24 protein-coding genes are annotated in these 25,707 nt (G+C 44.7%); 20 read left to right on the plus strand and 4 right to left on the minus strand.

Annotation, left to right across the window (positions count from 1 at the left end; all coding sequences use genetic code 11):
* Positions 1-23: 23 nt before the first annotated feature.
* The 11 genes from purC to ablB all read left to right on the plus strand — a co-directional run bounded on the left by purC (position 24) and on the right by ablB (position 11,011).
* Positions 24-746, plus strand: coding sequence for a phosphoribosylaminoimidazolesuccinocarboxamide synthase (gene purC, locus MHB66_RS03180; protein WP_046314143.1), 723 nt, complete (start codon positions 24-26; stop codon positions 744-746).
* A complete protein-coding gene (gene purS, locus MHB66_RS03185) occupies positions 739-993 on the plus strand; it encodes a phosphoribosylformylglycinamidine synthase subunit PurS (protein ID WP_003214349.1) in 255 nt (84 codons plus the stop codon). The genes purC and purS overlap by 8 nt, the downstream gene beginning before the upstream one ends.
* Positions 990-1,673, plus strand: coding sequence for a phosphoribosylformylglycinamidine synthase subunit PurQ (gene purQ / locus MHB66_RS03190; protein ID WP_024426699.1), 684 nt, complete (start codon positions 990-992; stop codon positions 1,671-1,673). Before purS ends, purQ begins: the two co-directional genes overlap by 4 nt.
* Complete coding sequence (gene purL / locus MHB66_RS03195) at positions 1,657-3,888, plus strand: phosphoribosylformylglycinamidine synthase subunit PurL (RefSeq protein ID WP_025092621.1); 2,232 nt, start codon at positions 1,657-1,659, stop codon at positions 3,886-3,888. Before purQ ends, purL begins: the two co-directional genes overlap by 17 nt.
* Entirely contained in the window at positions 3,864-5,294 is a 1,431-nt protein-coding gene (gene purF / locus MHB66_RS03200) for an amidophosphoribosyltransferase (RefSeq protein ID WP_024424615.1), read from the plus strand. Before purL ends, purF begins: the two co-directional genes overlap by 25 nt.
* A 96-nt stretch (positions 5,295-5,390) precedes the next feature.
* Positions 5,391-6,431 (plus strand): phosphoribosylformylglycinamidine cyclo-ligase, encoded by a 1,041-nt coding sequence (gene purM / locus MHB66_RS03205; protein WP_024424511.1) that lies wholly within the window; start codon positions 5,391-5,393, stop codon positions 6,429-6,431.
* Entirely contained in the window at positions 6,428-6,997 is a 570-nt protein-coding gene (gene purN, locus MHB66_RS03210) for a phosphoribosylglycinamide formyltransferase (protein WP_046314139.1), read from the plus strand. Before purM ends, purN begins: the two co-directional genes overlap by 4 nt.
* 15 nt (positions 6,998-7,012) lie before the next feature.
* Complete coding sequence (purH, locus tag MHB66_RS03215; protein ID WP_024426697.1) at positions 7,013-8,551, plus strand: bifunctional phosphoribosylaminoimidazolecarboxamide formyltransferase/IMP cyclohydrolase; 1,539 nt, start codon at positions 7,013-7,015, stop codon at positions 8,549-8,551.
* A gap of 12 nt (positions 8,552-8,563) precedes the next feature.
* Positions 8,564-9,838, plus strand: a complete 1,275-nt coding sequence (gene purD / locus MHB66_RS03220; RefSeq protein ID WP_046314136.1) for a phosphoribosylamine--glycine ligase — start codon at positions 8,564-8,566, stop codon at positions 9,836-9,838.
* 111 nt (positions 9,839-9,949) lie between these two features.
* On the plus strand, positions 9,950-10,144 hold the full coding sequence (locus tag MHB66_RS03225; RefSeq protein WP_046314134.1) for a hypothetical protein: 195 nt from the start codon (positions 9,950-9,952) through the stop codon (positions 10,142-10,144).
* Positions 10,145-10,165: 21 nt separating this feature from the next.
* Complete coding sequence (ablB, locus tag MHB66_RS03230; protein ID WP_046314130.1) at positions 10,166-11,011, plus strand: putative beta-lysine N-acetyltransferase; 846 nt, start codon at positions 10,166-10,168, stop codon at positions 11,009-11,011.
* Here ablB and MHB66_RS03235 read toward each other — a convergent pair.
* Complete coding sequence (locus MHB66_RS03235) at positions 11,006-12,664, minus strand: PucR family transcriptional regulator (RefSeq protein ID WP_046314127.1); 1,659 nt, start codon at positions 12,662-12,664, stop codon at positions 11,006-11,008. The genes ablB and MHB66_RS03235 overlap by 6 nt on opposite strands.
* Positions 12,665-12,855: 191 nt before the next feature.
* Here MHB66_RS03235 and MHB66_RS03240 point away from each other — a divergent pair, with 191 nt between their 5' ends.
* Genes MHB66_RS03240 through MHB66_RS03255 form a run of 4 tightly spaced genes read left to right on the plus strand, consistent with a single transcriptional unit; the run spans position 12,856 to position 16,840 of the window.
* Positions 12,856-14,220, plus strand: coding sequence for an aspartate aminotransferase family protein (locus MHB66_RS03240; RefSeq protein ID WP_046314124.1), 1,365 nt, complete (start codon positions 12,856-12,858; stop codon positions 14,218-14,220).
* Between the two features lie 12 nt (positions 14,221-14,232).
* Positions 14,233-14,919, plus strand: coding sequence for a CoA transferase subunit A (locus MHB66_RS03245; protein WP_046314121.1), 687 nt, complete (start codon positions 14,233-14,235; stop codon positions 14,917-14,919).
* Positions 14,895-15,560, plus strand: coding sequence for a 3-oxoacid CoA-transferase subunit B (locus MHB66_RS03250; protein WP_041116079.1), 666 nt, complete (start codon positions 14,895-14,897; stop codon positions 15,558-15,560). The genes MHB66_RS03245 and MHB66_RS03250 overlap by 25 nt, the downstream gene beginning before the upstream one ends.
* Positions 15,561-15,574: 14 nt before the next feature.
* The gene (locus MHB66_RS03255; protein ID WP_041116081.1) at positions 15,575-16,840 is read left to right on the plus strand and encodes a peptidase; all 1,266 of its coding nucleotides are present in this window, start codon (positions 15,575-15,577) and stop codon (positions 16,838-16,840) included.
* A gap of 31 nt (positions 16,841-16,871) precedes the next feature.
* Here the strand turns inward: MHB66_RS03255 and MHB66_RS03260 are convergent, their stop codons facing one another.
* The gene (locus MHB66_RS03260) at positions 16,872-17,093 is read right to left on the minus strand and encodes a DUF2892 domain-containing protein (protein WP_024424522.1); all 222 of its coding nucleotides are present in this window, start codon (positions 17,091-17,093) and stop codon (positions 16,872-16,874) included.
* Positions 17,094-17,218: 125 nt separating this feature from the next.
* Between MHB66_RS03260 and MHB66_RS03265 the strand changes: the two genes are divergently transcribed.
* A complete protein-coding gene (locus tag MHB66_RS03265) occupies positions 17,219-18,961 on the plus strand; it encodes an adenine deaminase C-terminal domain-containing protein (protein ID WP_024426688.1) in 1,743 nt (580 codons plus the stop codon).
* Positions 18,962-19,522: 561 nt separating this feature from the next.
* Positions 19,523-19,837, plus strand: a complete 315-nt coding sequence (locus tag MHB66_RS03270) for a YerC/YecD family TrpR-related protein (RefSeq protein WP_024424524.1) — start codon at positions 19,523-19,525, stop codon at positions 19,835-19,837.
* Between the two features lie 251 nt (positions 19,838-20,088).
* Here the strand turns inward: MHB66_RS03270 and MHB66_RS03275 are convergent, their stop codons facing one another.
* Positions 20,089-21,669 carry an FMN-binding glutamate synthase family protein gene (locus MHB66_RS03275; protein ID WP_046314119.1) on the minus strand — a complete coding sequence of 527 codons (1,581 nt, stop codon included), beginning with the start codon at positions 21,667-21,669 and terminating at the stop codon, positions 20,089-20,091.
* A gap of 139 nt (positions 21,670-21,808) precedes the next feature.
* On the opposite strand from MHB66_RS03275, the gene MHB66_RS03280 reads away from it, so the two are divergent.
* Positions 21,809-22,039: a hypothetical protein gene (locus MHB66_RS03280; RefSeq protein ID WP_046314118.1), complete on the plus strand. Its 231-nt coding sequence runs from the start codon at positions 21,809-21,811 to the stop codon at positions 22,037-22,039.
* A 46-nt stretch (positions 22,040-22,085) separates the two neighbouring features.
* Here the strand turns inward: MHB66_RS03280 and MHB66_RS03285 are convergent, their stop codons facing one another.
* On the minus strand, positions 22,086-22,445 hold the full coding sequence (locus MHB66_RS03285; protein ID WP_231293956.1) for a DUF2283 domain-containing protein: 360 nt from the start codon (positions 22,443-22,445) through the stop codon (positions 22,086-22,088).
* 264 nt (positions 22,446-22,709) lie between these two features.
* On the opposite strand from MHB66_RS03285, the gene MHB66_RS03290 reads away from it, so the two are divergent.
* Both MHB66_RS03290 and pcrA read left to right on the plus strand, forming a co-directional pair.
* Positions 22,710-23,402 carry a heptaprenylglyceryl phosphate synthase gene (locus MHB66_RS03290; RefSeq protein ID WP_046314114.1) on the plus strand — a complete coding sequence of 231 codons (693 nt, stop codon included), beginning with the start codon at positions 22,710-22,712 and terminating at the stop codon, positions 23,400-23,402.
* Between the two features lie 57 nt (positions 23,403-23,459).
* Positions 23,460-25,682, plus strand: a complete 2,223-nt coding sequence (gene pcrA, locus MHB66_RS03295; protein ID WP_041116090.1) for a DNA helicase PcrA — start codon at positions 23,460-23,462, stop codon at positions 25,680-25,682.
* Positions 25,683-25,707 lie beyond the last annotated feature (25 nt).

Genomic DNA, 25,707 nt, shown 5'->3' on the forward strand with positions numbered 1-25,707 from the left:
TTCAAATTAGGAGGCCAACCTGAATGACTGTGAAACAAGAACTTCTCTACGAAGGCAAAGCGAAAAGAATCTATCAGACCGATGACGAGCATATTTTATATGTCGAATATAAAGACTCAGCTACAGCATTTAACGGCGAAAAGAAAGCCGAAATCGAAGGCAAAGGCAGACTGAACAACGAAATTTCGAGCTTAATCTTTCAAATGCTGCATGAGAAAGGAATCAACAATCACTTTGTGAAACGCCTTACTGAAACAGAGCAGCTCATTCAAAAGGTACAGATTGTTCCGCTTGAAGTGGTTGTACGAAATGTAGTGGCAGGCAGTATGTCAAAACGCCTCGGCATTCCAGAGGGAACGAAACTGGACACACCTTTGATTGAGTTTTACTACAAAGATGATGCGCTCGGCGATCCGCTCATTACAGAAGATCATATCCGCATTTTACATGCAGCGACACCAGAGCAGGTCGAGGAAATGAAACAAATCACAAGACAAGTGAATGAAGAGTTAAAACAAATCTTCTCAGACTGCCATGTGAATTTAATTGATTTCAAGCTTGAATTCGGAATAGATCACGAGAATCGTATTTTGCTAGCTGATGAGATTTCACCTGATACGTGCAGGCTTTGGGACAAAGATACAAACGAAAAGCTTGATAAAGACGTGTTCAGACGAAACCTGGGCGGCTTAACGAATGCATACGAAGAAATTTTCAAAAGACTTGGAGGCCATAAACATGTATAAAGTGAAAATTTTTGTCAGCTTAAAAGAGAGCGTTCTTGATCCACAAGGAAGTGCCGTGCAGCACGCTTTGCACAGCATGTCTTATCAGGAAGTAAAGGATGTCCGTATCGGGAAATACATGGAGCTTGTCATTGAAAAATCAGATCGTGATTTAGACACAGTCGTCAAAGAAATGTGCGAAAAATTACTTGCCAACACGGTGATTGAAGATTACCGCTATGAGGTGGAGGAGGTTGTCGCACAGTGAAGTTTGCAGTGATCGTCTTGCCTGGCTCTAACTGTGATATCGATATGTACCATGCGATTCAAGATGAGCTAGGTGAACAAGTTGAATATGTATGGCACGACGAAACGAGTCTTGACGGATTTGACGGTGTACTCGTACCAGGCGGTTTCTCTTATGGGGATTACTTAAGATGTGGTGCGATCGCCCGCTTCTCAAACATCATGCCGGCGGTGAAAAAAGCAGCTGAGGAAGGGAAACCTGTTCTTGGTGTTTGTAACGGGTTCCAAATTCTTCAGGAGCTTGGCATTCTACCGGGTGCGATGAGACGAAATAAAGACTTGAAATTTATCTGTCGTCCAGTTGAACTCATTGTAGAAAACAACGAAACGCCATTTACAAGCGGTTATCAAAAAGGCGAATCCATTACGATTCCTGTAGCGCACGGTGAAGGCAACTTCTACTGTGATGAAGACACTTTAGCGAAGCTCATTGAACGCGGCCAAATCGCTTTCACTTACGGAGACGATATTAACGGCAGTGTGAATCGTATTGCAGGTGTAACGAATGAAGAGGGCAATGTACTCGGCATGATGCCGCACCCTGAGCGCGCGGTTGATTCATTACTAGGCAGCGCAGACGGACTTAAATTGTTTCAATCTATCGTGAAAAATTGGAGGGACACTCATGTCACTACTGCTTGAACCAAGTCACAAGCAAATTAAAGAAGAGAAATTGTATCAGCAAATGGGATTGAGTGATGAAGAATTCGCTTTAATCGAATCCATTATTGGCAGGCTGCCAAACTACACAGAAACGGGCATTTTTTCTGTCATGTGGTCAGAGCATTGCAGTTATAAAAACTCAAAGCCTGTTTTAAGCAAATTCCCGACAAAAGGAGAGCACGTCCTTCAAGGTCCTGGGGAAGGCGCTGGAATCGTTGATATTGGAGACAACCAAGCGGTTGTATTTAAAATCGAATCACATAACCATCCATCTGCAATTGAACCGTATCAAGGAGCGGCGACAGGTGTCGGCGGAATTATCCGTGATGTATTCTCCATGGGTGCGCGTCCAATTGCTGTATTAAACTCTCTTCGTTTTGGTGAACTGACTTCACCGCGCGTGAAGTACTTGTTTGAAGAAGTAGTGGCAGGGATCGCAGGCTATGGAAACTGTATCGGAATTCCAACAGTCGGCGGAGAGGTTCATTTCGATCAAAGCTATGAAGGCAACCCGCTCGTAAATGCGATGTGTGTTGGATTAATCAACCATGAGGACATCAAAAAAGGGCAGGCAAAAGGTGTCGGCAACACGGTCATGTACGTTGGTGCCAAAACGGGACGTGACGGGATTCACGGTGCAACATTTGCATCTGAGGAATTTTCTGATGAATCAGAAGAAAAACGCTCAGCTGTTCAAGTCGGTGATCCGTTCATGGAAAAACTGCTGCTTGAAGCGTGCCTTGAAGTCATCAAAAACGATGCACTCGTTGGAATTCAGGATATGGGAGCGGCTGGCTTAACAAGCTCAAGTGCGGAAATGGCGAGTAAAGCAGGTTCTGGTATCGAGATGAATCTAGATCTCATACCGCAGCGTGAAACAGGCATGTCCGCATACGAAATGATGCTGTCTGAATCTCAAGAAAGAATGCTTTTGGTCATTGAAAAAGGCCGTGAACAAGAAATCATTGATATTTTTGAAAAATACGATCTTGAAGCGGTATCAGTCGGTCATGTGACAGACGATAAAATGCTTCGTTTACTTCATCAAGGTGAAGTGGTATGTGAGCTTCCTGTTGATGCACTTGCAGAAGAAGCGCCGGTTTATCACAAGCCGTCAAGTGAGCCTGCATACTATCGTGAGTTTTTAGAAACAAAAGTTGAAGCACCTGCTATCACAGATGCAGCCGAAACGTTAAAGCAGCTCCTTCAGCAGCCAACAATTGCAAGTAAAGAATGGGTTTATGATCAATATGACTACATGGTTCGGACAAATACAGTCGTTGCACCAGGCTCCGATGCGGGCGTTTTAAGAATCCGCGGAACGAAAAAAGCCCTTGCGATGACAACCGATTGTAACGCACGTTATCTTTACCTTGATCCAGAAGTCGGCGGGAAAATCGCAGTCGCAGAAGCAGCACGCAACATTGTGTGCTCAGGCGCTCGTCCGCTTGCAGTAACAGATAACCTGAACTTCGGTAACCCAGAGAAACCAGAAATTTTCTGGCAAATAGAAAAATCTGCTGACGGTATTAGCGAAGCATGCCGCAAGCTAAGCACACCAGTTATTGGTGGTAACGTCTCTTTATATAACGAATCAAATGGAACAGCCATTTACCCAACACCAGTCATTGGAATGGTTGGTTTGGTTGAAGACACAGCTCATATTACGACGCAGTCGTTCCAGCAGGCTGGCGATGTGATTTTCGTCATTGGTGAGACGAAGGAAGAATTTGCAGGCAGTGAGCTTCAAAAGATGACAGAAGGCCGTATTTACGGAAAAGCACCGGAAATTGATTTGGATGTAGAGCTCACGCGTCAGGAAGCCCTTCTTGCTGCGATTCAAAACGGACTTGTTCAATCAGCACACGATGTGTCTGAAGGCGGTCTTGGTGTCGCACTTGCTGAAAGTACATTTGGAACAGATGGTCTTGGCGCTCATATCCAAATTGATTTAAACAGCGAAGCTTCATTATTCAGTGAAACACAGTCACGTTTTGTCGTCACAGTGAAACCAGAGCACCGCGAAGCGTTTGCTGCGGCTGTCAAAGATGCGAAAGAAGTTGGAACGGTCACAAATGATGGTGTATTCACTGTCAAAAATCAAGAAGGACAACAATGGATTCATGCAGCGGTCAACGAGCTTGAACGCGCATGGAAAGGAGCGATCCCATGCTTGCTGAAATCAGAGGCTTAAACGAAGAGTGTGGCGTCTTTGGGGTTTGGGGACACGAAGAAGCCCCGCAAATCACATATTACGGATTGCATAGCCTTCAGCACCGAGGACAAGAGGGTGCGGGAATCATTGCAACAGATGGTGAAAACCTGACGGCACATAAAGGCCTTGGACTGATTACGGAAGTCTTTCAAAACGGTGAGCTAAAGGATCTGAAAGGCAAAGGAGCGATCGGACACGTTCGGTATGCGACAGCAGGCGGAGGCGGCTTTGAAAATGTGCAGCCCCTCTTCTTCCGCTCGCAAAACAACGGCAGTCTAGCCCTTGCTCATAATGGGAACTTAGTGAATGCAACGCAATTAAAGCAGCAGTTAGAGAACCAGGGGAGTATATTCCAAACATCTTCTGACACTGAAGTGCTCGCTCATTTAATTAAGCGCAGCGGCTATGTTGAATTGAAAGAGCAGATCAAAAATGCCTTGTCCATGCTTAAAGGCGCATATGCTTTCTTAATTATGACGGAAACAGAAATGATTGTGGCACTTGATCCGAACGGCTTACGTCCGCTTTCACTTGGTATGCTTGGGGACGCGTATGTTGTTGCTTCTGAAACATGTGCATTTGATGTTGTCGGTGCCACGTATTTACGAGATGTGGAGCCTGGCGAAATGCTGATCATTAATGATGAAGGCCTGAAATCTGAACGCTTCTCCATGAACATTAACCGCAGCATGTGCAGCATGGAATACATTTATTTCTCAAGACCTGACAGCAATATCAACGGCATCAACGTGCATAGTGCGAGAAAGAACCTTGGCAAAAAGCTTGCCGAGGAAGCGCATGTCGAAGCAGATGTCGTGACAGGTGTACCAGATTCGAGTATTTCTGCAGCAATTGGATATGCCGAAGCAACAGGTATTCCATATGAGCTCGGTTTAATTAAAAATCGTTATGTCGGACGGACCTTTATCCAGCCGTCTCAAGCATTGCGTGAGCAGGGCGTGCGCATGAAGCTGTCAGCTGTGCGCGGGGTCGTCGAAGGAAAACGTGTCGTGATGGTGGATGATTCCATCGTACGCGGAACTACGAGCCGCCGCATTGTGACGATGCTAAGAGAAGCGGGTGCGACGGAAGTCCATGTCCGCATTAGTTCACCGCCAATCGCACATCCATGTTTTTATGGAATTGATACGTCCACACATGAAGAGCTGATTGCTTCTTCTCATTCAGTGGAAGAAATTAGACAGGAAATCGGTGCAGACTCCATTGCATTTTTATCTGTAGACGGTTTAATGGACGGGATTGGCAGGAAGTATGATGATCCGCAGCGCGGTCAATGTTTAGCATGCTTTACTGGGAAATACCCGACTGAAATTTATGAAGATACTGTTCTTCCGCATGTGAAGGAAACAGCACTGACGAAATAATCGAATAAAGGAGCAGCAGTCAAGATGATTTGATATGCTGCTCTTTCATTCTGCTGAAAATAAATGGAAGAGAAGCAGCTAAAAGGAGTGAATGGGATGTCAGAAGCATATAAAAACGCCGGTGTCGACATCGAAGCAGGATACGAAGCCGTCAAACGAATGAAAACACACGTAGAACGTACAAAAAGAGCAGGCGTCATGGGTGCTCTAGGCGGATTTGGCGGTATGTTTGATTTATCTGAGCTGCCATACAAAAAGCCCGTTCTTGTCTCAGGAACAGATGGTGTCGGAACAAAATTAAAGCTTGCCTTTTTAATGGATCAACACGATACGATCGGTGTTGATGCCGTGGCAATGTGTGTGAACGATGTGCTGGCACAAGGGGCAGAGCCGCTCTTTTTCTTAGATTACTTAGCAGTTGGTAAAGCAGATCCGATAAAAATTGAATCAATCGTCAAAGGTGTGGCTGACGGCTGTGAGCAGTCTGGTTCAGCGCTTGTCGGCGGAGAAACAGCAGAAATGCCGGGTCTTTACACAGAAGATGAATATGATATTGCTGGTTTTTCAGTAGGCGTCGTTGAAAAGGATGAAATCGTGACAGGAGAGAGCATTAAAGAGGGGCACTTGCTTATTGGACTCAGCTCAAGCGGAATTCATAGCAATGGATACTCCCTCGTTCGTAAAGTATTGCTGGAAGACGCTGGTCTGGATCTGCATCAAACGTATGAACCTTTTACAAGACCGCTTGGAGAAGAGCTGCTTGAACCGACCAAAATTTATGTGAAGCCTGTTCTCAAACAAGTGAAAGCTGGCAAGATTGACGGCATGGCACATGTGACAGGCGGCGGCTTTATTGAAAATTTACCGCGTATGCTGCCTGAAGGGCTTGGCGTTGAGATTGATAACGGCTCATGGCCAGTACCGCCAATTTTCTCCTTTATTCAAGAAAAAGGACAGTTAAAGGCAGAAGAAATGTTCAACGTGTTTAATATGGGCATTGGTTTTGTCTTAGCGGTAAAAGAAGATGACCTTGTCGAAGTGATCAGAGGACTTGAAGAAGACGGAGAGAAAGCATTTCTCATCGGCCGTGTTCAAAAAGGAGAAGGTGTCACATTCGGCGGTGGAAGCCTCTCATGAAGAAGTTTGCGATCTTCGCCTCTGGAAGCGGGACGAATTTTCAAGCCATTATGGATTCATTAAAAAAAGAACAGTGGCAGGCAGAGGCCGCCATTGTGATTTGTGATAAACCGGGTGCAAAGGTGCTGGAGCGTGCTGAGAAAGAGGGCATTCCTTCCTTTGCCTTTACCCCGAAGGCTTTTCCGAATAAAGCCGCTTTTGAACAAACAATCATTGAACAGCTTAGGCTGCATGAAGTGGAATGGATTTTCCTTGCTGGGTATATGAGACTGATTGGTCCGACATTACTTGAAGCATTCAGAGGGAAAATTGTCAATATTCATCCGTCCTTGCTGCCTGCCTTCCCAGGGCTGGATGCCATTGGCCAAGCCTATCAAGCAGGCGTCAAAGTGGCAGGCATCACTGTCCATTTTGTCGATGAAGGTATGGATACCGGCCCGATTATTGACCAAGCCGCGATTTATATCGAACAAGGGGAAGAGCTTGAATCGATTGAAAAAAGAATGCATGAACTAGAACACACACTATATCCAAAAGTGATCAAATCACTTTTAGAATTATCTTAATGAGGTGACGAAGGCATGACGATCAAACGCGCATTAATCAGTGTTTCCGATAAAACGAATCTTGTACCTTTTGTGAAAGAATTAACAGAACTTGGCGTTGAAGTGATTTCAACTGGAGGTACACACAAGCTTCTTCAAGAGAACGGCATTGATGTCATTGGAATTTCAGAAGTCACTGGATTCCCTGAAATCATGGATGGACGACTCAAAACACTTCACCCGAACATTCATGGCGGGCTTTTAGCAGTGAGAGAAAACGATGAGCATATGGCACAGATTGAAAAGCATGGCATTCAGCCGATTGATCTTGTTGTCGTGAATCTCTATCCATTCAAAGAGACGATCTCAAAAGACGATGTGACGTATGAAGAAGCGATTGAAAACATTGATATTGGCGGACCGGGAATGCTTCGTGCAGCATCAAAAAACCACCAAGACGTCACAGTGATTGTCGATCCTCGTGACTATGATACAGTCATCCAGCAAATCAAAGAAGGCGGCGTGTCACTCGAGAAAAAACGTGAGCTCGCTGCCAAGGTATTCCGTCATACGGCTGCATACGATGCTCTGATTGCGGATTACTTAACAAACTTTGTGGGCGAAACAGAGCCAGAACAGTTCACTGTCACGTTTGAGAAAAAACAATCCCTTCGTTATGGAGAAAACCCGCACCAAGCGGCGACTTTCTATGAAAATGCTCTTCCAGCCAAAGGTTCTTTGGCTACTGCAAAGCAATTACATGGAAAAGAACTTTCCTACAACAATATCAAAGATGCAGATGCAGCTCTCCAAATTGTACGTGAATTCACAGAGCCGGCAGCTGTCGCTGTGAAGCATATGAACCCGTGCGGCGTTGGTACAGGAGAAACAATTGCAGAAGCATTTGACCGAGCATTCAAGGCAGATGAAACTTCTATTTTTGGCGGCATTGTGGCACTTAACCGTGAAGTAGACAAACAAACGGCTGACGTGCTGCATACGATTTTCTTAGAAATTGTCATCGCCCCATCGTTCAGCCAAGAAGCACTTGACGTGTTAACGGCGAAAAAGAACCTTCGTCTATTAACATTAGATGTAGAAGCAGATCTCGGAAAAAAAGAAAAACAGCTGACAAGTGTCCATGGCGGACTGCTTGTTCAGGATATTGACACGTACGGATTAGAGGAAGCAACCATCTCTATTCCAACGAAAAGAGAACCAACAGAAGACGAATGGAAAGACTTAAAGCTAGCTTGGAAAGTCGTCAAGCATGTGAAATCAAATGCTATTGTCCTTGCGAAAGATCAAATGACAGCAGGGATCGGTGCTGGTCAAATGAACCGTGTGGGCTCAGCTAACATTGCCATTGAGCAAGCAGGTGAAAAGGCAAAAGGAAGCGCACTAGGCTCTGATGCATTCTTCCCAATGGGCGATACAGTGGAAGCTGCTGCAAAGGCAGGCGTCACAGCGATCATTCAGCCAGGCGGATCTATTCGTGATGAAGAATCGATTCAAAAAGCAGATGAATACGGCATCGCCATGGTCTTCACTGGCGTTAGACATTTCAAACATTAAGGGGATGACAGTGTGAACGTACTAATTATCGGCAGAGGCGGAAGAGAGCATACCATCGCATGGAAAGTGAATCAAAGTGAACTTGTCAGCCAAGTATTTGTCGCACCCGGCAATGATGGAATGACAGATGCTGCGAAGCTTGTACCAATCGACGAAGGCGATCATGAGTCATTAATTCGTTTTGCAAAAGAAAACGAAATCGGCTTAACCATTGTCGGTCCAGAGGTTCCTTTAATCGCAGGTGTCGTTGATGCATTTGAAGAAGCAGGTCTAAAGGTATTTGGACCGAATGCAAAAGCTGCGGTCATTGAAGGCTCAAAGGAATTTGCAAAAGATTTAATGAAGAATTACGATATCCCGACGGCTGCTTACGCTGCCTTTACATCGTTTGAAGAAGCAAAAGCATATGTGGAAGAAAAGGGTGCGCCGATTGTTATTAAAGCAGACGGGCTTGCCGCAGGAAAAGGCGTCACAGTGGCCATGACGCTGGAAGAGGCGGTCGATTGTCTGCATGATTTCTTAGAGGATGAAAAGTTTGGCGATGCAAGTGCATCTGTCGTCATCGAAGAATTTTTAACAGGCGAAGAATTTTCACTCATGGCTTTTGTCAACGGAGAAAAGGTGTACCCGATGGTGATTGCGCAGGATCACAAACGGGCCTTTGAAGATGACAAAGGGCCGAATACCGGCGGGATGGGCGCTTATTCACCAGTTCCGCAAATTTCAGATGAAGTCGTCCAAAAAGCGGTGGAAGATGTCGTCAAACCGGCAGCTCGCGCGATGGTGCAGGAAGGGCGTCCATTTACAGGCATTTTATATGCGGGCTTAATGCTGACACCAGAAGGCTCAAAGGTGATTGAATTCAATGCACGCTTTGGCGACCCTGAAACGCAGGTGGTTCTCCCTCGTCTTGAATCAGATCTAGTCCAAGTATTCCTCGATATTCTTGATGGAAAAGATGTGGACTTGCAGTGGAAAGACACTGCGGCTGTCAGTGTGGTTCTTGCATCAGAAGGATACCCAGAAGACTATGCAAAAGGGACGCCGATCGGTGCCTTGCAAACGACTGTCTCTGATGTTGTGACCTTCCACGCAGGAACAAAAAAAGAAAACGATCAATTCGTCACAAATGGCGGCCGTGTAGCGAATGTAACCGCATTTGACGACACATTTGAAGCGGCAAGATCAAGAGTGTATGAAGCGGTTGAAGAAATCATACAGCCAGGTCTATTTTATCGCCGTGACATCGGTGCCCGTGCGCTGAAGGCTGCAGGGAAGAACGTTTAATCAAAACACCTTTCTATCTGACGAGATGGAAAGGTGTTTTTTGTTCATGAGAAGGGATGATGATTGAATATGAAGAAGTAGTATGGGATGACGAGTTTATGAGGAGGCAGCATGGTCATTCAAGGAATCATTCTATTTGCAATTGTGTTACTTATTTTATTTATACTGTTTTCCAATCTCCTCATGTATGAAGCGAGAAAGCAAAACAAAGCCAAAAAAGGCTCAGCCATTAGGTATATGATCATGTCGATTTTTCCTGGTATCGTCATTGTTTCATTTTCCATTTGGATTTTTTTTATTAGCTGATTTATAAGAGAGGATGAGTATATGGTGCAATTGAAGGAACTTGCAAACGAGCGTTTTTCTGCCTCGATCTGTATTGATTCATTTAATGAGCGCATCCGTTTGGATGACTACAGCGGCAGGGTGCGGGATGTGATTCAGTCGGTTCTTCAGGAAGCTGCAGACTGCAAGGCTTCTAAGGTCATTGTGAAAGTCAGGCGTGAGCATATGCCTCTTTTTTTAGAAAAAGGCTTTCGGCTTGAAGGCGTGTTTTCTCATTATTTTCTTGGAAGTGATGCGTACGGCATGTCGCTCTTTCTGACGGAGGATCGGATGAACAGCCCGTATTGGCTGAAGGAAGATGAAATTGTTGCGTCTATTCAGGAAAAGCCTCTCAAAAAAGACCAAGGCACGTGGCAGGATGAGTATGTGATGAGGAAAGCGGATACGCAGGATATTCACAAGCTGGCAAAGCTCTATGATACCGTTTTTGAAACGTATCCTACGCCAATGAATGAGCCAGATTACATCCAAAAGGTGATGGAGGAAGGGACCGTCTTTTATGCCGTTGAACATGACGGGCACATTGTGAGTGCGGCATCCGCTGAAATCAATGCGCCGTATGGTCATGCGGAATTAACAGATTGTGCGACCCTTCCATCATACAGAAAACTAGGATTCATGCATCATTTGATTCTAGCACTCGAAAAAGAACTTCAATCCATGCACATCTATGTCTTTTATTCTCTCGCACGTGCACTGTCCTATGGAATGAACCAAGTGTTTTATCAGCTCGGCTATACGTATACCGGGCGTTTCCAAAACAACTGCTATATTTTTGACAAAATTGAAGATATGAATCTATGGGTGAAAACGCCGAATGAATCATGAAATGGTTCTCATCTGATCAAGCAGACCAGATAAGCGGTACGCCATGATACTGAGCTGCAGCTTCATCCGGTCATCCGTGGATTTGAGGCTGCAGCCTGTTCTCGTTTCAATTTGTTTTAAGCGATAGCTTAATGTATGCCTGTGAATAAACAATTCCCCCGCAGATTTTTGAATATTTTCATTGTGTGCCAAATACACTTCGAGTGTATGGATCAGGTCAGCCCCCTGTTTTTTCGTATAAAGCAAGGGACTTAACAGCTCCACGTAAAAGTCATGCAAATTCATACCCGCTTCATTCATTTCAAGCAGCATCCCGTATAAGCCGAGCTTCTGATAATGAATGATGCATTCGTCTGTCTTTAAAAGTGGAAGAAGCCTTGCTGCATACTGTGCTTCCTTCGCGCTTTTTGAAAAGAGACCGATCTGGTCATAGGCTCTCCCGATGCCAATCACAATCGGATGGACGGGAAAAAAATAAGACCAAGTGCTCCGGCACTCCTCTGCTGCACGATACCACTCCGCTTCTTGAAATGCTTTTTTTCCTGCTGGCGTAAGAACAAAAATGGAATCGAGCCTTGTTTTAAGTAAAAAAGGAATATGTCGGCGTTCAAATATCGACGTGAGCAATTGAGACAGGCGCTGCATCATTTGGTGATCGAGCTGTGTGTGCTGATGCTGAAATTGAAAGTAGATGACCACCTGCTCATCGCTCATATCATATTGCAGCTTTGTTGCCTGTTCGACCACATAGCTTTCTTCTGTGTATTGCTGCTGCAAAATATCATCTAACAAATGACCTTGCATTTGGTTTTCTGTATCTTGAATGGCTTTTTGCTTCAGCCATTCAATCGCATACACCGCCCCGGCATGCTCGATGGCAATCGCGTCGAGATGATGCCACGCATCCTTTTTCTTTAAAGATACAATAAATCCGAAAATATCGCCCATCGCAATCACTGGACATGCAGCGAGGACAAACGCACCGCACGTGTCATAAACGAGCCTTCCTTTCTCCTCAGCCTGCTTGAGAAGAGGCGTCGTTTCGATTGGTTCATGATCTGTCAGAAAGCCAAAAGCAGGAGCGTACGTCACTTCATCTTTTATGAGATGAGCTGCTGTTTGATGTAAAAAAACATCAAGCACAACGATGTTCGCCGAAGTGAGATGTGCCAGCTCATCTGTAATTTGTGTGACATTTTTATTGCTGACATTTAAATGAGTCAGTCTTTGGTGAATGGCTGAAGAATATTTAAGCTGATGGAGCTGGCTGCTGACGATTTGCTCTAGGACGGCTTTTGTAATGTCTGAGAAGTTGACATGTGAAGGAATCTCGATGAGTGGAATGCCGCTGTTTTTGGCAGCTTCGATCAGTGATGCCGGAATTTCTGTTAAGTATACGCCTTTATAAATCGCAATGGCTGATAGACGATGAGATTGAATCAGCTCCTCAAGCCGGGTGCGCCTTTCCCTATTGTCTGCAAGCCCAAAGCCGGTTGTGACGAGCAGCTCCCCTTCTGAAAGCCTTGAAGTATCTTCGATAATTTCCACAATGGTCACCCACTGAATGAGGCGGTCCAGTCCATTTTCCCCAGCAAGCAGCTTTGTTTCCTTCATGATATCGAGCGAGAGTGCATCTTTGACGAGAATCGCCATAGACTCATGACCTCCTTTTGAACACTCTTATACACGATGTATAAAAAATACGTGTGAAATTCGGGCATGTGGCGAATGGAGGATGACTGCCCTCTTGATTAAGCTAATCTTATAACAAGTATACAAAATTTTCTTGCGATTCATGAAAAAAGAAAGATGCAGCTGCTGACGAGAGAGGGAGGAATGACAAAGTGGAGACCCGGGATTACTTAATCAAACCGATGTTGAATCAGCATTATCCTGTGGCTGTGAAAGGAGAGGGGATTTATTTATATGATCGGGACGGGAAAAAATATTTAGACGGCTCATCGGGTGCTGTCACGGCAAGTATTGGACATGGCATACGAGACATCATTGATGCCATGACAGAGCAAGCGGAAAAGGTGAGCTTTACGTACAGATCACAATTCACAAATGAACCAGCAGAAGAACTTGCCTATGAATTGAGTACGCTCTGCCCAGGGAACCTGAACTGGTCTTTTTTTGTCGGAAGCGGATCAGAGGCAACAGAAACCGCCATGAAAATTGCCATTCAGCATTGGCAGGAGCAGGGGAAGGCTGAGAAGAATCACATCATTTCAAGATGGATGAGTTATCATGGCATCACACTCGGTGCGCTGTCGATGTCAGGGCATATTGCAAGGAGAGAGCGCTTTGAACCACTGCTCGAAAAACACCCGGTGCTGTCTCCGCCATACAGCTACCGTTCGTGGCTGCCAAAGGAAGAAAGCAAGCAGGTCGAATGGTATGTACAGGAATTTAAAACTGTCATCCAGCGTATAGGAAAAGAGAGGATTGCGGCTTTTATTGCAGAGCCGATTGTTGGAGCAGCGGGCGCGGCGCTTGTTCCGCCAGATGGATATTTTGCGGCGATGAAGCGAGTTTGTGAGGAAAACGATATTTTAATGATTGCAGATGAAGTCATGACAGGCTTTGGACGAACTGGGAAAATGTTTGCCATGGAACATTGGGGCGTCGTACCAGATATTATGGTACTCGGAAAAGGCATGAGCGCCGGCTATTCACCAATTGCAGCAGCTGTCTCAGCGGATCATGTGATTGCACCGATTCTCAGCGGTTCGGGCTCTGTGATGGCAGGCCACACTTATAGCGGCAACCCGCTTTCAGCAGCCGTCTCACTGGCTGTCATTCGATACATGAAAAAACACCAGCTTTCAGAACGGGCTGATCTGTCTGGCCGATATTTAATGAATGCTTTAAAGGATTTGCAAACAAAACATTCCATCATAGGGGATGTGAGAGGAAAGGGACTGCTCATTGGCATTGAGTTTGTCGCAGACCGATTATCGAAAACACCATTTCCTGTCCATGCTCAAATGACGCATTTAGTTGTGGAGACGGCCAAGCAAAATGGTTTGCTTGTTTACCCAGCAAGCGCTGGAGAGGATGGTGTGGGAGGTGCAGCGGTCATGATCGCACCGCCGCTTTCCATTACGCAGCAGGAGATGGATGAACTGATTCATTTATTCGGGCAGACAATGACGCAGGTCGAGCAAGAAGTCATCAATCGAGGGTTTTTCCCATCTGCCATGTAGGGAGGAAAGATGATGAACAAAACAGCGAACTTTGATCAAGTCATCACGCATTTTAGAGACGGAATGACCATCATGTTTGGCGGCTTTGGCGGTGTGGGGTCCCCGCCATCATTGATCGATGCCATTTTAGAAGCCAATATCAAAGACCTGACATTGATCGGAAACGATGCAGGCTTCCCGCAAATCGGTGTTGGCAGGCTGATCACAGAAGGAAGAGTGAAGAACATCATTGCCTCTCATATTGGCTCAAATCCAATTGCCGGGCAGAAAATGCAGGCAGGTACACTAGACGTTCTTTTTTACCCGCAGGGCATCCTGGCAGAAAAGATCAGGGCAGGCGGGATGGGTTTAGCGGGCATTGTGACAGATGTCGGCATGGATAGCCTCAATCTTGATGAGAAACAATTGGTTCAGCTGGATGGAAAGAAGTATATTCTTGAGCCTGCACTGACTGCAGATATCGCGATTGTGAATGCCCTCAAAGCAGATGAAGCAGGCAATCTGATTTTTGATAAAAGTGCACGGAATACAAACCCGATTGTGGCGATGGCAGGAGACTGGACCATTGCGGAGGTAGAAGAGATTGTGCCTGTGGGCGGGCTTCATCCAGAGGAAATCGTCACACCAGGCGTATTTGTGAACCAGATCGTGCAATCAAAAGGAGTGAACTGGACATGGGCATGGGAGACATCGATTTAAGACACCGCATAGCCAAACGCGCGGCACAGGAAATTGAAGATGGGATGATCGTCAATCTTGGGATCGGCATCCCGACCCTTGCAGCTGAATATATCCCAGCACATTACGAGGTGTGGCTGCATGCAGAAAACGGCATTATGGGAGCAGGCGGTTCACCAGCACAAGGGGAAGAAGATCCGAATTTGTGCAATGCCGGCGGTTTTCCCATTACGTTAACAAAAGGCGGCTCATATATGGACAGCACAACCGCTTTTGGCATCATTCGCAAAGGGATGCTGGATATGACCATTTTAGGTGCACTTGAAGTCAGCAGTCATGGGGATCTTGCCAATTGGATTGTGCCAGGGAAACGAGTGCCGGGTATGGGTGGAGCCATTGAACTTGCGCAAAAAGCGAAAAAGGTGGTGGTCGTGATGAGCCACCTTGATAAACATGGACAATCTAAGATAAAAGCAGCCTGCACGCTGCCTTTAACAGCTAAGTCTTGTGTGGACCTGATTATTACGGATATGGCAGTCATTGAGGTCAAATCACAGCTGCTCATTTTGCGTGAAGTCATGCCGCCGTTTCAGCCGGAAGATGTCATGAGGGCGACAGAGGCGCCGCTCATTTTAGAGCCTGATGTCAAATCTGTTGTGTAGAAAGGATGACCGACTTGCAGCCAACCACACGTATCAGAAACTGGATGAAAGAGCATAAGGAGGAAGCCGTAACGCTTCTTCAGCAAATGGTGCAATGTGACAGCACACAAGGAAATGAGCAAGAAGTACAGCAAATCGTAGCAAATAAACTTTCTGCCATTGGCTTTGATGTTGACATGTGGGACATTGGCGGAGATGCCTTGCTGAACCACCCGTATTTTTATTCCCCGAGGCGTTCCTTTAAAGGAAGTCCCAATGTCGCCGGACGATTGAAAGGTAAAGGAGGCGGCAAATCTATTTTATTAAATGGGCATGTGGATGTTGTCCCGGCAGGAGATCACAAACAATGGACATATCCGCCCTACAGCGGGCATATCATAAACGGGAGACTTTATGGACGCGGGGCAACAGATATGAAAGGTGGAAACGTTTCTTTACTCTTTGCACTTGAGGCACTGCATGCGCTTCAGATTCCGCTGAAGGGAGATGTTGTGTTTCATAGTGTTGTCGAAGAAGAGAGCGGCGGTGCAGGCACCCTTGCAGCCATACTAAGAGGATATACCGCAGATGCAGCCATCATTCCAGAGCCAAGTCATATGAAAATCTTTCCGATTCAGCAGGGATCTAAATGGTTCAGGCTGCATATTAAAGGAAGGGCTGCTCATGGCGGAACAAGATATCACGGCGTTTCTGCTATTGAAAAGAGCACGATTGTCCTTTCACATATAGCGGCACTTGAAGAAGAAAGAAATCAGCGAATCACCGAGCCGCTGTTTCAGCATATCCCAATCCCGATCCCAATCAATATCGGGAAAATTCAAGGCGGTGATTGGCCATCCTCTGTAGCAGACCTTGTCACAATGGAAGGCAGGCTCGGGGTGATGCCCGGTGAAACGGTAGAACAGGCAGAGAAGGAATTAGAAAATTGGATGGCAGGACTCGGAGAAAAAGATGAATGGTTCCAAGAGCATCCTGTTGAGGTCGAATGGTTTGGTGCAAGATGGCTTCCGGGTTCAATCGATACAGATCATCCGCTTTTAGGTTTATTGAAGGAACAATATGAAGCGGTCATGAAGCAGCCGCCGAAAATCGAAGCAGCCCCTTGGGGAACGGACGGCGGATTACTGTCACAGGCAGCAGGTATTCCGATCATCGTGTTTGGACCGGGAACAACGGAGCTTGCCCATTTTCCGAATGAATCCATTGACATTGAGCATGTGATTGAAGCAGCTGAAATTATTGCAGGGACAATGGTCGAATGGTGTGAAGCAGCGGAATGAGATGAAAATGATCACAAAAAAGAAGGCTGCCTTACTCAGCCTTCTCTTTATGTGTGTCCTGCTGCTCACACATATATGTCACTGGACAAAAACGAAGAATGCCAGATCCCAGTTTCATACCGCCAAACATGATGCCCAAAAGCAGCATTTTACTCCATGGTTTTCTAGCATATAAGGATCCAGCCACAGTACATATTGTCATTCCGCAGGCAATTCTAATGAGCGCTTCCATTAAGCCGAGATTAGGTTTCATTGAAGGTGAATCTCCTTTTTTAAATTATTTTAAGTGTGATTTCAAGAAATTGTAACGTTTCATTAATGCGTAACGTAGTTCGTTATGTTACGATAGGGCTAATACAAATGAAGGAGAGTATGTGAATGTCCGAACGTACTTTTAATTGGAGAAACAATGACATCCGCACACAAATCGATGTAGTCGACTCAAAAATAGTTCCAACACTCCTTTTAACGAATGGACTCGTGCTTAACCCGTTTTTGAAGCAATGGGTGAAGGCAAATATTTGGATACATGATGATCGAATTGTTTATGTCGGAGCAGAGCTTCCTCAAAATAAATCAGCTAAACGTGTGATTGATTGTGAAGGGAAATACATTGTGCCTGGGTATATAGAGCCTCACGCGCATCCGTTCCATATTTATAATCCCCAATCACTTGCAGAATATGTGTCTCAATTTGGCACAACAACGATGGTCAGCGATAACTTATTTCTTCTTTTGCAAAGCAATGAAAAGAAAGCGCTTTCCACCCTATGTGAATTAAAAAAGCAGCCATTTCAGTATTTCTGGTGGTCCAGATACGATCTTCAAACGGAAGTCAGATATGAAGATGAGATGCTGCCAGTCAACTACCGGAAGGAATGGATTGATCATCCTGACGTCCTCCAAGGCGGCGAATTAACAAGCTGGCCAAGATTGATGGACGGTGATGATCTCATTTTATATTGCATGCAAGAAACAAAGAAGCAGAGAAAACGAATTGAAGGGCATTTCCCTGGAGCTTCTGAGAAAACGCTAACAAAAATGAAGCTGTTTGGCGCGGACAGTGATCATGAAGCGATGAATGCCGACGATGTGTTAAAACGCTTGTCCCTTGGCTATCATGTTTCATTGCGGCATTCTTCCATCCGCCCAGATTTAGTGAACATTTTAAGAGAACTGCATGAGCGTGACTTTAGACACTATGATCACTTTTTCTATACAACAGATGGTGCTGCCCCTCACTTTTATGAGGAAGGCATGATTAACCGTTTGATTTCGATTGCCCTTGAAGAAGGCGTGCCGATCATTGATGCGTATAATATGGCGACATTTAACATTGCAAAATACTATCAAATTGATGATTTATTAGGCGTTGTTGGCCCAGGCCGGCTGGCATCTTTGAATATTTTAGATGATCCAATGAACCCAAATCCCGAAACGGTCATATCTAAAGGGGTTATCCTCAAATTAGATGGCGAGAACCAGCATCAATTCCAAGAAACAAAATGGGAAAATGGCGGGCTTGCTCCATTAGATTTAAGCTACGACCTCACGATGAGTGATTTGCAATTCTCTATGCCGCTAGGTGTGAAGATGAGAAATGCTGTCATCATGGAGCCTTATACAGTGGAAATTGATAACTCAATCAACCAGCTGTCATGTGACCATGATCAAAGCTTCTTTAGCCTGATTGACCGAAAAGGTGAGTGGCGTGTGAATACGATGCTAAAAGGGTTCGCAAATAAAGTGCAGGGCTTTGTCAGCTCATTTTCGCTCACGGGTGATATTTTAGTGATCGGGAAAAATAAAGAAGATATGATGCTGGCACATAAGCGGATGAAAGAAATTGGCGGGGGAATCGTACTCACAGAGAACGGGAAAATTTTGCACGAAATCCCGCTGCAATTATCAGGCTGTGCATCGGCTGAACCGTTTGAGACTGTTCTTCAGCAGGAACAAACATTACGCGAGCTGCTCATTGAGCGCGGCTATCCATTTGACTGCCCAATTGATACACTTGTCTTTTTCCAAAGTACACATTTGCCGTATATTCGAGTGACACCAAGAGGAATATTTGATGTCATGAAAAAAACTGTACTCTTTCCGTCTATAATGCGTTAAAATATAACAGAGTGGAGCTGTATCATCTTTGCCGCATTTCTGACTGCTGTTATAGGGCAGAAGTGAGCCATGGTTCTCTTCACTGCCATGTAAGTGATCATGATCTTATGTGGAGCTGTTGACAAAGCAGAGGGCTTTGACATGACGAATGAAGTACTCTAATTGTAAAATGAATTTGCCGGTTACGCTGACCGGCCAACATATTTTGAATAACCCGAGCAAGGCGGGGCGCATATTTGTGGTCTCGCCGAGCTTTCCGTAAAGCCTGTATATGAGGGCAGAAGACCTAACCAAGCAGAATTCATCTTTATACCGGAAGCAAACAAGTTTGTCAGATTGTCATACAAGGAAAATGACAGAACTTGTCGAATTTGTTTACGATAAAGAAGCTTCGGCTTACGAAAGAACCTGACGGCATTTTCAGCGTAGAACCAAACCTGTCATGATCTGTTCAAAGCTCATTGCTGAGGTTTTAAAAAAATTAGTCAGGAAAGATACCGCTTTCTTAGAAGAAGATCGTGCGAAGCGGTGTGGCAATAGTAAAGGAGAAGATGTATTAAGATGCAAATTGATAAATTAAGGGGCAAAAGCTTAGATCAGTTATTCAACTCCATCTTATCCCTTAAAGACCTGGAAGAATGTTATCGATTCTTTGATGATTTATGTACCATCAATGAAATCCAATCTTTATCACAGCGTCTTGAAGTAGCGCGTATGCTTCGTGAGGGAAACACGTATCATAAAATTGAGACGGAAACAGGTGCAAGCACTGCAACCATCTCACGTGTCAAACGCTGCTTGAACTATGGCAACGATGCCTATACGATGGCACTTGACCGCGTAGCAGAACAGCAGGAAAATAACGAAACAAAATAAAGCAGCTTTCACTGTAAACAATCCTTTTCACGAAAAATGGACTTGTTTGCAGTTTTTTTATGAAAAGGCGGGCAGGGGCTGATAAAGTGTCCCTGTTTTTTTACTTTAGCTCGCCCATCAACCATCTTTCTCCTTCATAGGAGATGCCGTCTTCGCTTGAGATGATTTCCTTAAACTCTACTGTTTGCAAACTTAGTACGCGATTGATCAAAAATATTAACAAAAAAGGCGCGTTTCCGCACCTTTTCGAGCTAGACAGATGGCTGTGTGCCTGAGAACATCGGCACTTCGCTTGTCTCGCCATTCTCTTGTCTAAAAATAATATGTTTTTCATTAAAATGAATAGGCGATTCTAGACCCGCAGCTGCGGATAAATTAAACAAACCTTCTCTAAGAGACAGGATATAATTGCACACTCGGTATTTTTTTTCTTCAATCGATAAACCCTTTTGCAGCTTTGGATCAGTCGTGGCGACCCCGACCGGGCATTTATTCGTGTGGCAGACTTGGGCGCGAATGCATCCGACTGAAAACATGAGACCTCTGGCAATATTCACAAAGTCAGCTCCCATTGAAAGGGCAATCGCAATTTTATCAGGCGAGAGAAGCTTGCCAGAAGCAAAGAGCTTCACCTGATGTCTGACACCGTATTCTTTCAATATTTGATGAACCATTGGGAGCGCCGTGAAAATCGGCAGCCCTGCGGAATCCGCCAATTCATGAAAGGACGCCCCTGTACCGCCTTCTCCGCCATCCACTGTAATGAAATCAGGGTGTTTCCCGCTTTTTTTCATATAGCTGGCGAGCTCTTCAATATTTTCTTTATGTCCGACAACAAGTTTGATTCCAACTGGCTTTCCGCCTATACTCCGCAGCTGTTCAATGAAATCAAACATGTCAGGAATGGAGTGGAACATCTCAAAGCGGTTTGGGCTGTCAATGGATTGGTGAGGCGGCAATTTACGGATATTCGCTATTTCTTCCGTCACCTTTTCGCCGTCAATATGACCGCCGCGTGTTTTTGCTCCTTGTGCCAGCTTGAGTTCAAATGCTTTGACTTCCTCGTGTTCGCTTTTTTTCTTGAATTCTTCAAAGGAAAATGCGCCATCCTCTGTTCTAACGCCAAATAAACCAGGCCCAATCTGGCAAATGATATCTGCGCCGCCTTTGAGGTGATAAGGAGAAAGCCCGCCTTCACCTGTGTTCATCCACGTCCCGCCGGCCATTTTTAATCCTGAAGATAGAGCTGTAATCGCCCTGTCGCCTAAGGAGCCGTAGCTCATGGCAGATTGACCGATCAGTCCTTTCACATGGAAAGGCTTTTGACATGTATGTTCGCCAATGACTTGTACATCCTCTTGATGAAGAAAGTAAGGATTTGCTTCGACTTCTTTGACATGTTCACTTCTTCTCAGTAAATTGTCTTGATCAATCTGATACACTTTCGTTTTGATTTTTTCAGATTGATCGATGCGAAGTTCATTTCGCTGCTTTGGAAACAAAACGTTTCGAATGTAATAGCCTGGCTTGTCAAAATCACGTTTTGATCCAAAGCCCATCGTCCGGCTTTTGTACTTCCCTGACATGACCGCCTGCTCGTATTCTCTTCTTGAGAAGGGCAGTTCCTCTCGGTCATTCAGAAACAGATATTGGCGAAGCTCAGGTCCTATTTTTTCAAAGATAAACCGCAGCTTTCCAATGACCGGATAATTTCGCAGAACTGAATGTTCTTCTTGTTTTTCATCCCTCATCCAAATCCAGATCAATAGAATGATTGGGATGATCAAACAAATGACTAGCAATGCGCCGATGACAATTAAAGTTGTTGTCACGAAGATCCCCTCTTTTCTCTTTCATTGCTGTTGTTATTCCACTTTTTAATGAAAGAGAAACCACATCAGCATATTGTGACGTTTAGAAATGAAAAGGCGGGGTAACTTACAAATAAGATCATAAGGGGAGGGAACATACATGAATAAGCGTCCAAATGCGTATGTACTTGCAGGATTAGGGGTTGGAGGAGCTGTGTTATTAGCGGTAAAAAATAAACAGCATCTGAAAAAATGGGCAGGCATGTTCCGGTCAGATGAAAAGGTTCCTGAAAAAGCCGGCCACCCAGATCCATTAGATATCCAAGACAACAAGATGGTCGACGAAGGGGCCATGACATCCGTCCATTATTTTAATGAAGTGAGACAATAATTTGAAAAAACCGTTTTGAAAGATCAAAACGGTTTTTTCTTGTTTATCATTTGACGTTATATCGAATTGGATCGACAATAGTAAAACCGATCAGCCCATTGTGATCAGGTGTTGAGAATTGGAATTCAACGCCTGACAGTTGATAGGTTGAGAGAATTTCCTGATCCGTCAAACGTAAAGAAAGCTCATCCTCATAAACCGGTGTGTTCCGCAGGACTTCGGATTCTTCTGAAAATAACTCCAAGCCAGCCACTCGGCCCTCTTGGTCGATATCTACATTGACACATTCATTGACATCTAATTCAATGGTTTCTTTGATTTTCATATGCTCCGCTTGCGGGGTGATATAGATGTATCCGATGTCTATATTTTGTTCATATGTAATCGTTCTTTTCAACTGAGTCACCTCTGCTTAATAGATGGTTTTTAAATCTATAGTAAAATATTCCTTTATTGTATAATAGCATGTGACAAAGTGCCAAAATAACAACCTCTTTCAGCTCCTCTTCTAGTGGATTTTTTATCTATTCTCCAGCAATTTTATGTAAAGTCACGATCACCCATTTTCAAAAGAATGAAACTTTTAGCTAAAGGAGGTTACCCATTTTTTGCGGCCTTTGATTTTGTTATAATATTTAAATGGAATGAAACGAATGGAGGAACGTTTTTCATGTATGATGTTACCGAGTGGAAGCATGTCTTTAAACTCGATCCAAATAAAGAAATTTCCGATGAACAGCTAGAAGCGATTTGCGAATCTGGGACGGATGCCATATTGATTGGCGGAAGTGATCATGTGACAGAGGACAACGTGCTTCAATTGATGTCAAAGGTCCGCCGGTTTCTAGTGCCATGTGTGCTCGAAATCTCCACACATGAGATGATTGTGCCTGGCTTTGATCTGTATTTCATCCCGACCGTTTTAAACAGCTCTCACCCTGACTGGATTGTTGGGCTGCACAAGGACGCAATGAAGGAATTCGGTGATTTGATGTCAATGGAAGAGATTGTGCCTGAAGGTTATGTCATCTTAAATGAAGATTGTAAAGCGGCCAAGCTCACAGAGGCAAATACAGCGCTGGATATCGATGACGTCAGGGCATATGCAAGAGTGGCAGAGTATTTGATGAAGCTGCCCATTTTTTATCTGGAATACAGCGGAACGCTTGGAGACATAGAGCTTGTCAAAGAAACAAAAGCAGTGCTTGATGAAACAGTTCTTTTTTATGGCGGCGGCATTAAGAACGCTAAGCAGGCAAAAGACTTCTCCCAGCATGCAGACGTCGTGGTTGTAGGAAACGTCATTTATGACAATTTCAAAGAAGCTCTAAAGACAGTCGAAGCAGTCAAAAAGTCATCATAGTCAAATAAGACGAAACGGGTTAAAATAGAACATAAGTTCGAATTGGCGGTGAATGGAATGAATGAAATATCGAATCATCTATTAGAAGGGCTGAATGACGCGCAGAAAGAAGCAGTCAAAGCAACAGACGGTCCTCTATTGTTGATGGCAGGAGCAGGAAGCGGGAAGACACGGGTGCTCACACATCGAATTGCCTACTTAATGGCAGAAAAGCATGTGGCGCCGTGGAACATTTTAGCGATTACATTTACAAATAAAGCAGCACGTGAAATGCGTGAACGTGTCCAGGCAATTTTAGGGCCTGGCGCAGATGACATCTGGATCTCTACGTTTCACAGCATGTGTGTCCGTATTTTAAGACGCGATATTGACCGTATTGGTGTGAATCGCAACTTCTCTATTTTAGACACATCTGACCAGCTTTCAGTTATTAAAAACATTTTAAAAGAACGGAATATCGATCCTAAAAAGTTTGACCCGCGCAGCATTTTAGGTTCCATCAGCAGTGCAAAAAACGAACTCATTGACGCAGAGGAATACGCCAAAACAGCGGGTGATTTCTATGATCAAGTGGTCAGCGATGTCTATACAGATTATCAAAAGCGTTTACTCAAAAACCAATCACTCGACTTTGATGATTTAATTATGATGACAATTCGTCTGTTTGAGCGCATTCCTGAAGTATTAGAGCACTATCAGCGGAAATTCCAATACATTCATGTGGATGAGTATCAGGATACGAACAGAGCACAGTACATGCTTGTGAAACTGCTCGCGCAGCGCTTTCAAAATATATGTGTTGTCGGTGACTCGGATCAGTCTATTTATCGCTGGCGCGGAGCGGATATTACAAACATTCTCTCCTTTGAAAAAGATTATCCATCCAGTGAAGTGATTCTGCTTGAGCAAAATTACAGATCGACGAAACGCATTTTGCAAGCCGCAAATACGGTCATTCAAAACAATGCAAACCGGAAGCCGAAAAATCTTTGGACAGAAAATGATGAAGGAGCGAAGATTGCCTATTATCGTGCAGATAATGAATTTGGTGAAGGACAATTTGTCGCAGGAAAGATTCGTCAGCTTCATCAGAGCGGAAAGCGCAAATTATCCGATTTTGCGATCCTTTACCGGACAAATGCTCAGTCTCGTGTCATAGAGGAAACGTTAATGAAAGCCAACATTCAGTACAATATTGTCGGCGGCACGAAGTTCTATGACAGAAAAGAGATCAAAGACATTTTGGCATACTTACGCCTAGTGGCAAACCCAGATGACGATATTAGTTTTGCGCGAATTGTCAACGTACCAAAGCGCGGAATCGGGGCGACATCTGTTGATAAAATTGCAGCATATGCGGAGATGAATGACCTGTCTATGTTTGAAGCACTTGGTCAGGTGGATTTCATTGGACTGAGTGCACGGGCAGCCAATGCGCTTGATGAGTTCAAACAGCTCATTGATCAAATGACGAACATGCAGGACTATTTATCTGTCACTGAATTAACAGAAGAAATTCTAGAGAAAACAGGCTATCGTGAAGCGCTGAAGCTCGAAAAAACGATTGAAGCACAAAGCCGCTTAGAAAATATTGACGAGTTTCTATCCGTCACTAAGAATTTTGAAGAACAAAATGAGGACAAGTCACTTGTGACCTTCCTGACAGATCTCGCCCTCGTCGCAGACATTGATAAGCTGGATGAGAATGAAGAAGAAGATCAGGATGCCGTCATCTTAATGACACTTCACGCCGCAAAAGGTCTAGAATTCCCTGTTGTTTTCTTAATGGGAATGGAGGAGGGTGTCTTCCCGCACAGCCGTTCATTAATGGAAGATGCAGAGATGGAAGAAGAGCGCCGCCTCGCTTATGTAGGCATCACACGGGCTGAAGAAGAGCTTTATTTATCAAGTGCAAAAATGAGAACACTTTTCGGCCGGACAAACATGAACCTTGAATCAAGATTCATTCGAGAAATACCAGCCGATTTATTGGACAACCTAAATGAGAAAAAAGAAACAAAAACACCGTTTGGCCAAACAAGAGAAAGACCGCAAAGACGGGGACCTGTCTCACGTCCGCAAACTCAAACGATTCAAAACACAGGCGGCGGCAGTATTGGCTGGGCTGTGGGCGATAAAGCGGCCCATAAAAAATGGGGCGTTGGTACGGTTGTGAGTGTGAAAGGCAGCGGAGACAGCACAGAGCTTGATATTGCGTTCCCAAGCCCGACAGGCATTAAACGTCTTCTCGCAGCATTTGCACCAATCGAGAAGCAATAAACTGATAGGACAAAACGGATGAATT

The sequence above is a fragment of the Bacillus sp. FSL L8-0167 genome, from assembly GCF_038630295.1.
Classification (GTDB): Bacteria; Bacillota; Bacilli; order Bacillales; family Bacillaceae; genus Bacillus; species Bacillus safensis.

What these genes read in the sequence shown, in the direction of transcription:
- purC (WP_046314143.1), top strand. Translation starts at nt 24, where the DNA reads ATGACTGTGAAACAAGAACTTCTCTACGAAGGCAAAGCGAAAAGAATC.
- purS (WP_003214349.1), top strand. Translation starts at nt 739, where the DNA reads ATGTATAAAGTGAAAATTTTTGTCAGCTTAAAAGAGAGCGTTCTTGAT.
- purL (WP_025092621.1), top strand. Translation starts at nt 1,657, where the DNA reads ATGTCACTACTGCTTGAACCAAGTCACAAGCAAATTAAAGAAGAGAAA.
- purF (WP_024424615.1), top strand. Translation starts at nt 3,864, where the DNA reads ATGCTTGCTGAAATCAGAGGCTTAAACGAAGAGTGTGGCGTCTTTGGG.
- purM (WP_024424511.1), top strand. Translation starts at nt 5,391, where the DNA reads ATGTCAGAAGCATATAAAAACGCCGGTGTCGACATCGAAGCAGGATAC.
- purN (WP_046314139.1), top strand. Translation starts at nt 6,428, where the DNA reads ATGAAGAAGTTTGCGATCTTCGCCTCTGGAAGCGGGACGAATTTTCAA.
- purH (WP_024426697.1), top strand. Translation starts at nt 7,013, where the DNA reads ATGACGATCAAACGCGCATTAATCAGTGTTTCCGATAAAACGAATCTT.
- MHB66_RS03225 (WP_046314134.1), top strand. Translation starts at nt 9,950, where the DNA reads ATGGTCATTCAAGGAATCATTCTATTTGCAATTGTGTTACTTATTTTA.
- ablB (WP_046314130.1), top strand. Translation starts at nt 10,166, where the DNA reads ATGGTGCAATTGAAGGAACTTGCAAACGAGCGTTTTTCTGCCTCGATC.
- MHB66_RS03235 (WP_046314127.1), bottom strand. Translation starts at nt 12,664, where the DNA reads ATGGCGATTCTCGTCAAAGATGCACTCTCGCTCGATATCATGAAGGAA.
- MHB66_RS03245 (WP_046314121.1), top strand. Translation starts at nt 14,233, where the DNA reads ATGAACAAAACAGCGAACTTTGATCAAGTCATCACGCATTTTAGAGAC.
- MHB66_RS03250 (WP_041116079.1), top strand. Translation starts at nt 14,895, where the DNA reads ATGGGCATGGGAGACATCGATTTAAGACACCGCATAGCCAAACGCGCG.
- MHB66_RS03260 (WP_024424522.1), bottom strand. Translation starts at nt 17,093, where the DNA reads ATGAAACCTAATCTCGGCTTAATGGAAGCGCTCATTAGAATTGCCTGC.
- MHB66_RS03265 (WP_024426688.1), top strand. Translation starts at nt 17,219, where the DNA reads ATGTCCGAACGTACTTTTAATTGGAGAAACAATGACATCCGCACACAA.
- MHB66_RS03270 (WP_024424524.1), top strand. Translation starts at nt 19,523, where the DNA reads ATGCAAATTGATAAATTAAGGGGCAAAAGCTTAGATCAGTTATTCAAC.
- MHB66_RS03280 (WP_046314118.1), top strand. Translation starts at nt 21,809, where the DNA reads ATGAATAAGCGTCCAAATGCGTATGTACTTGCAGGATTAGGGGTTGGA.
- MHB66_RS03290 (WP_046314114.1), top strand. Translation starts at nt 22,710, where the DNA reads ATGTATGATGTTACCGAGTGGAAGCATGTCTTTAAACTCGATCCAAAT.
- pcrA (WP_041116090.1), top strand. Translation starts at nt 23,460, where the DNA reads ATGAATGAAATATCGAATCATCTATTAGAAGGGCTGAATGACGCGCAG.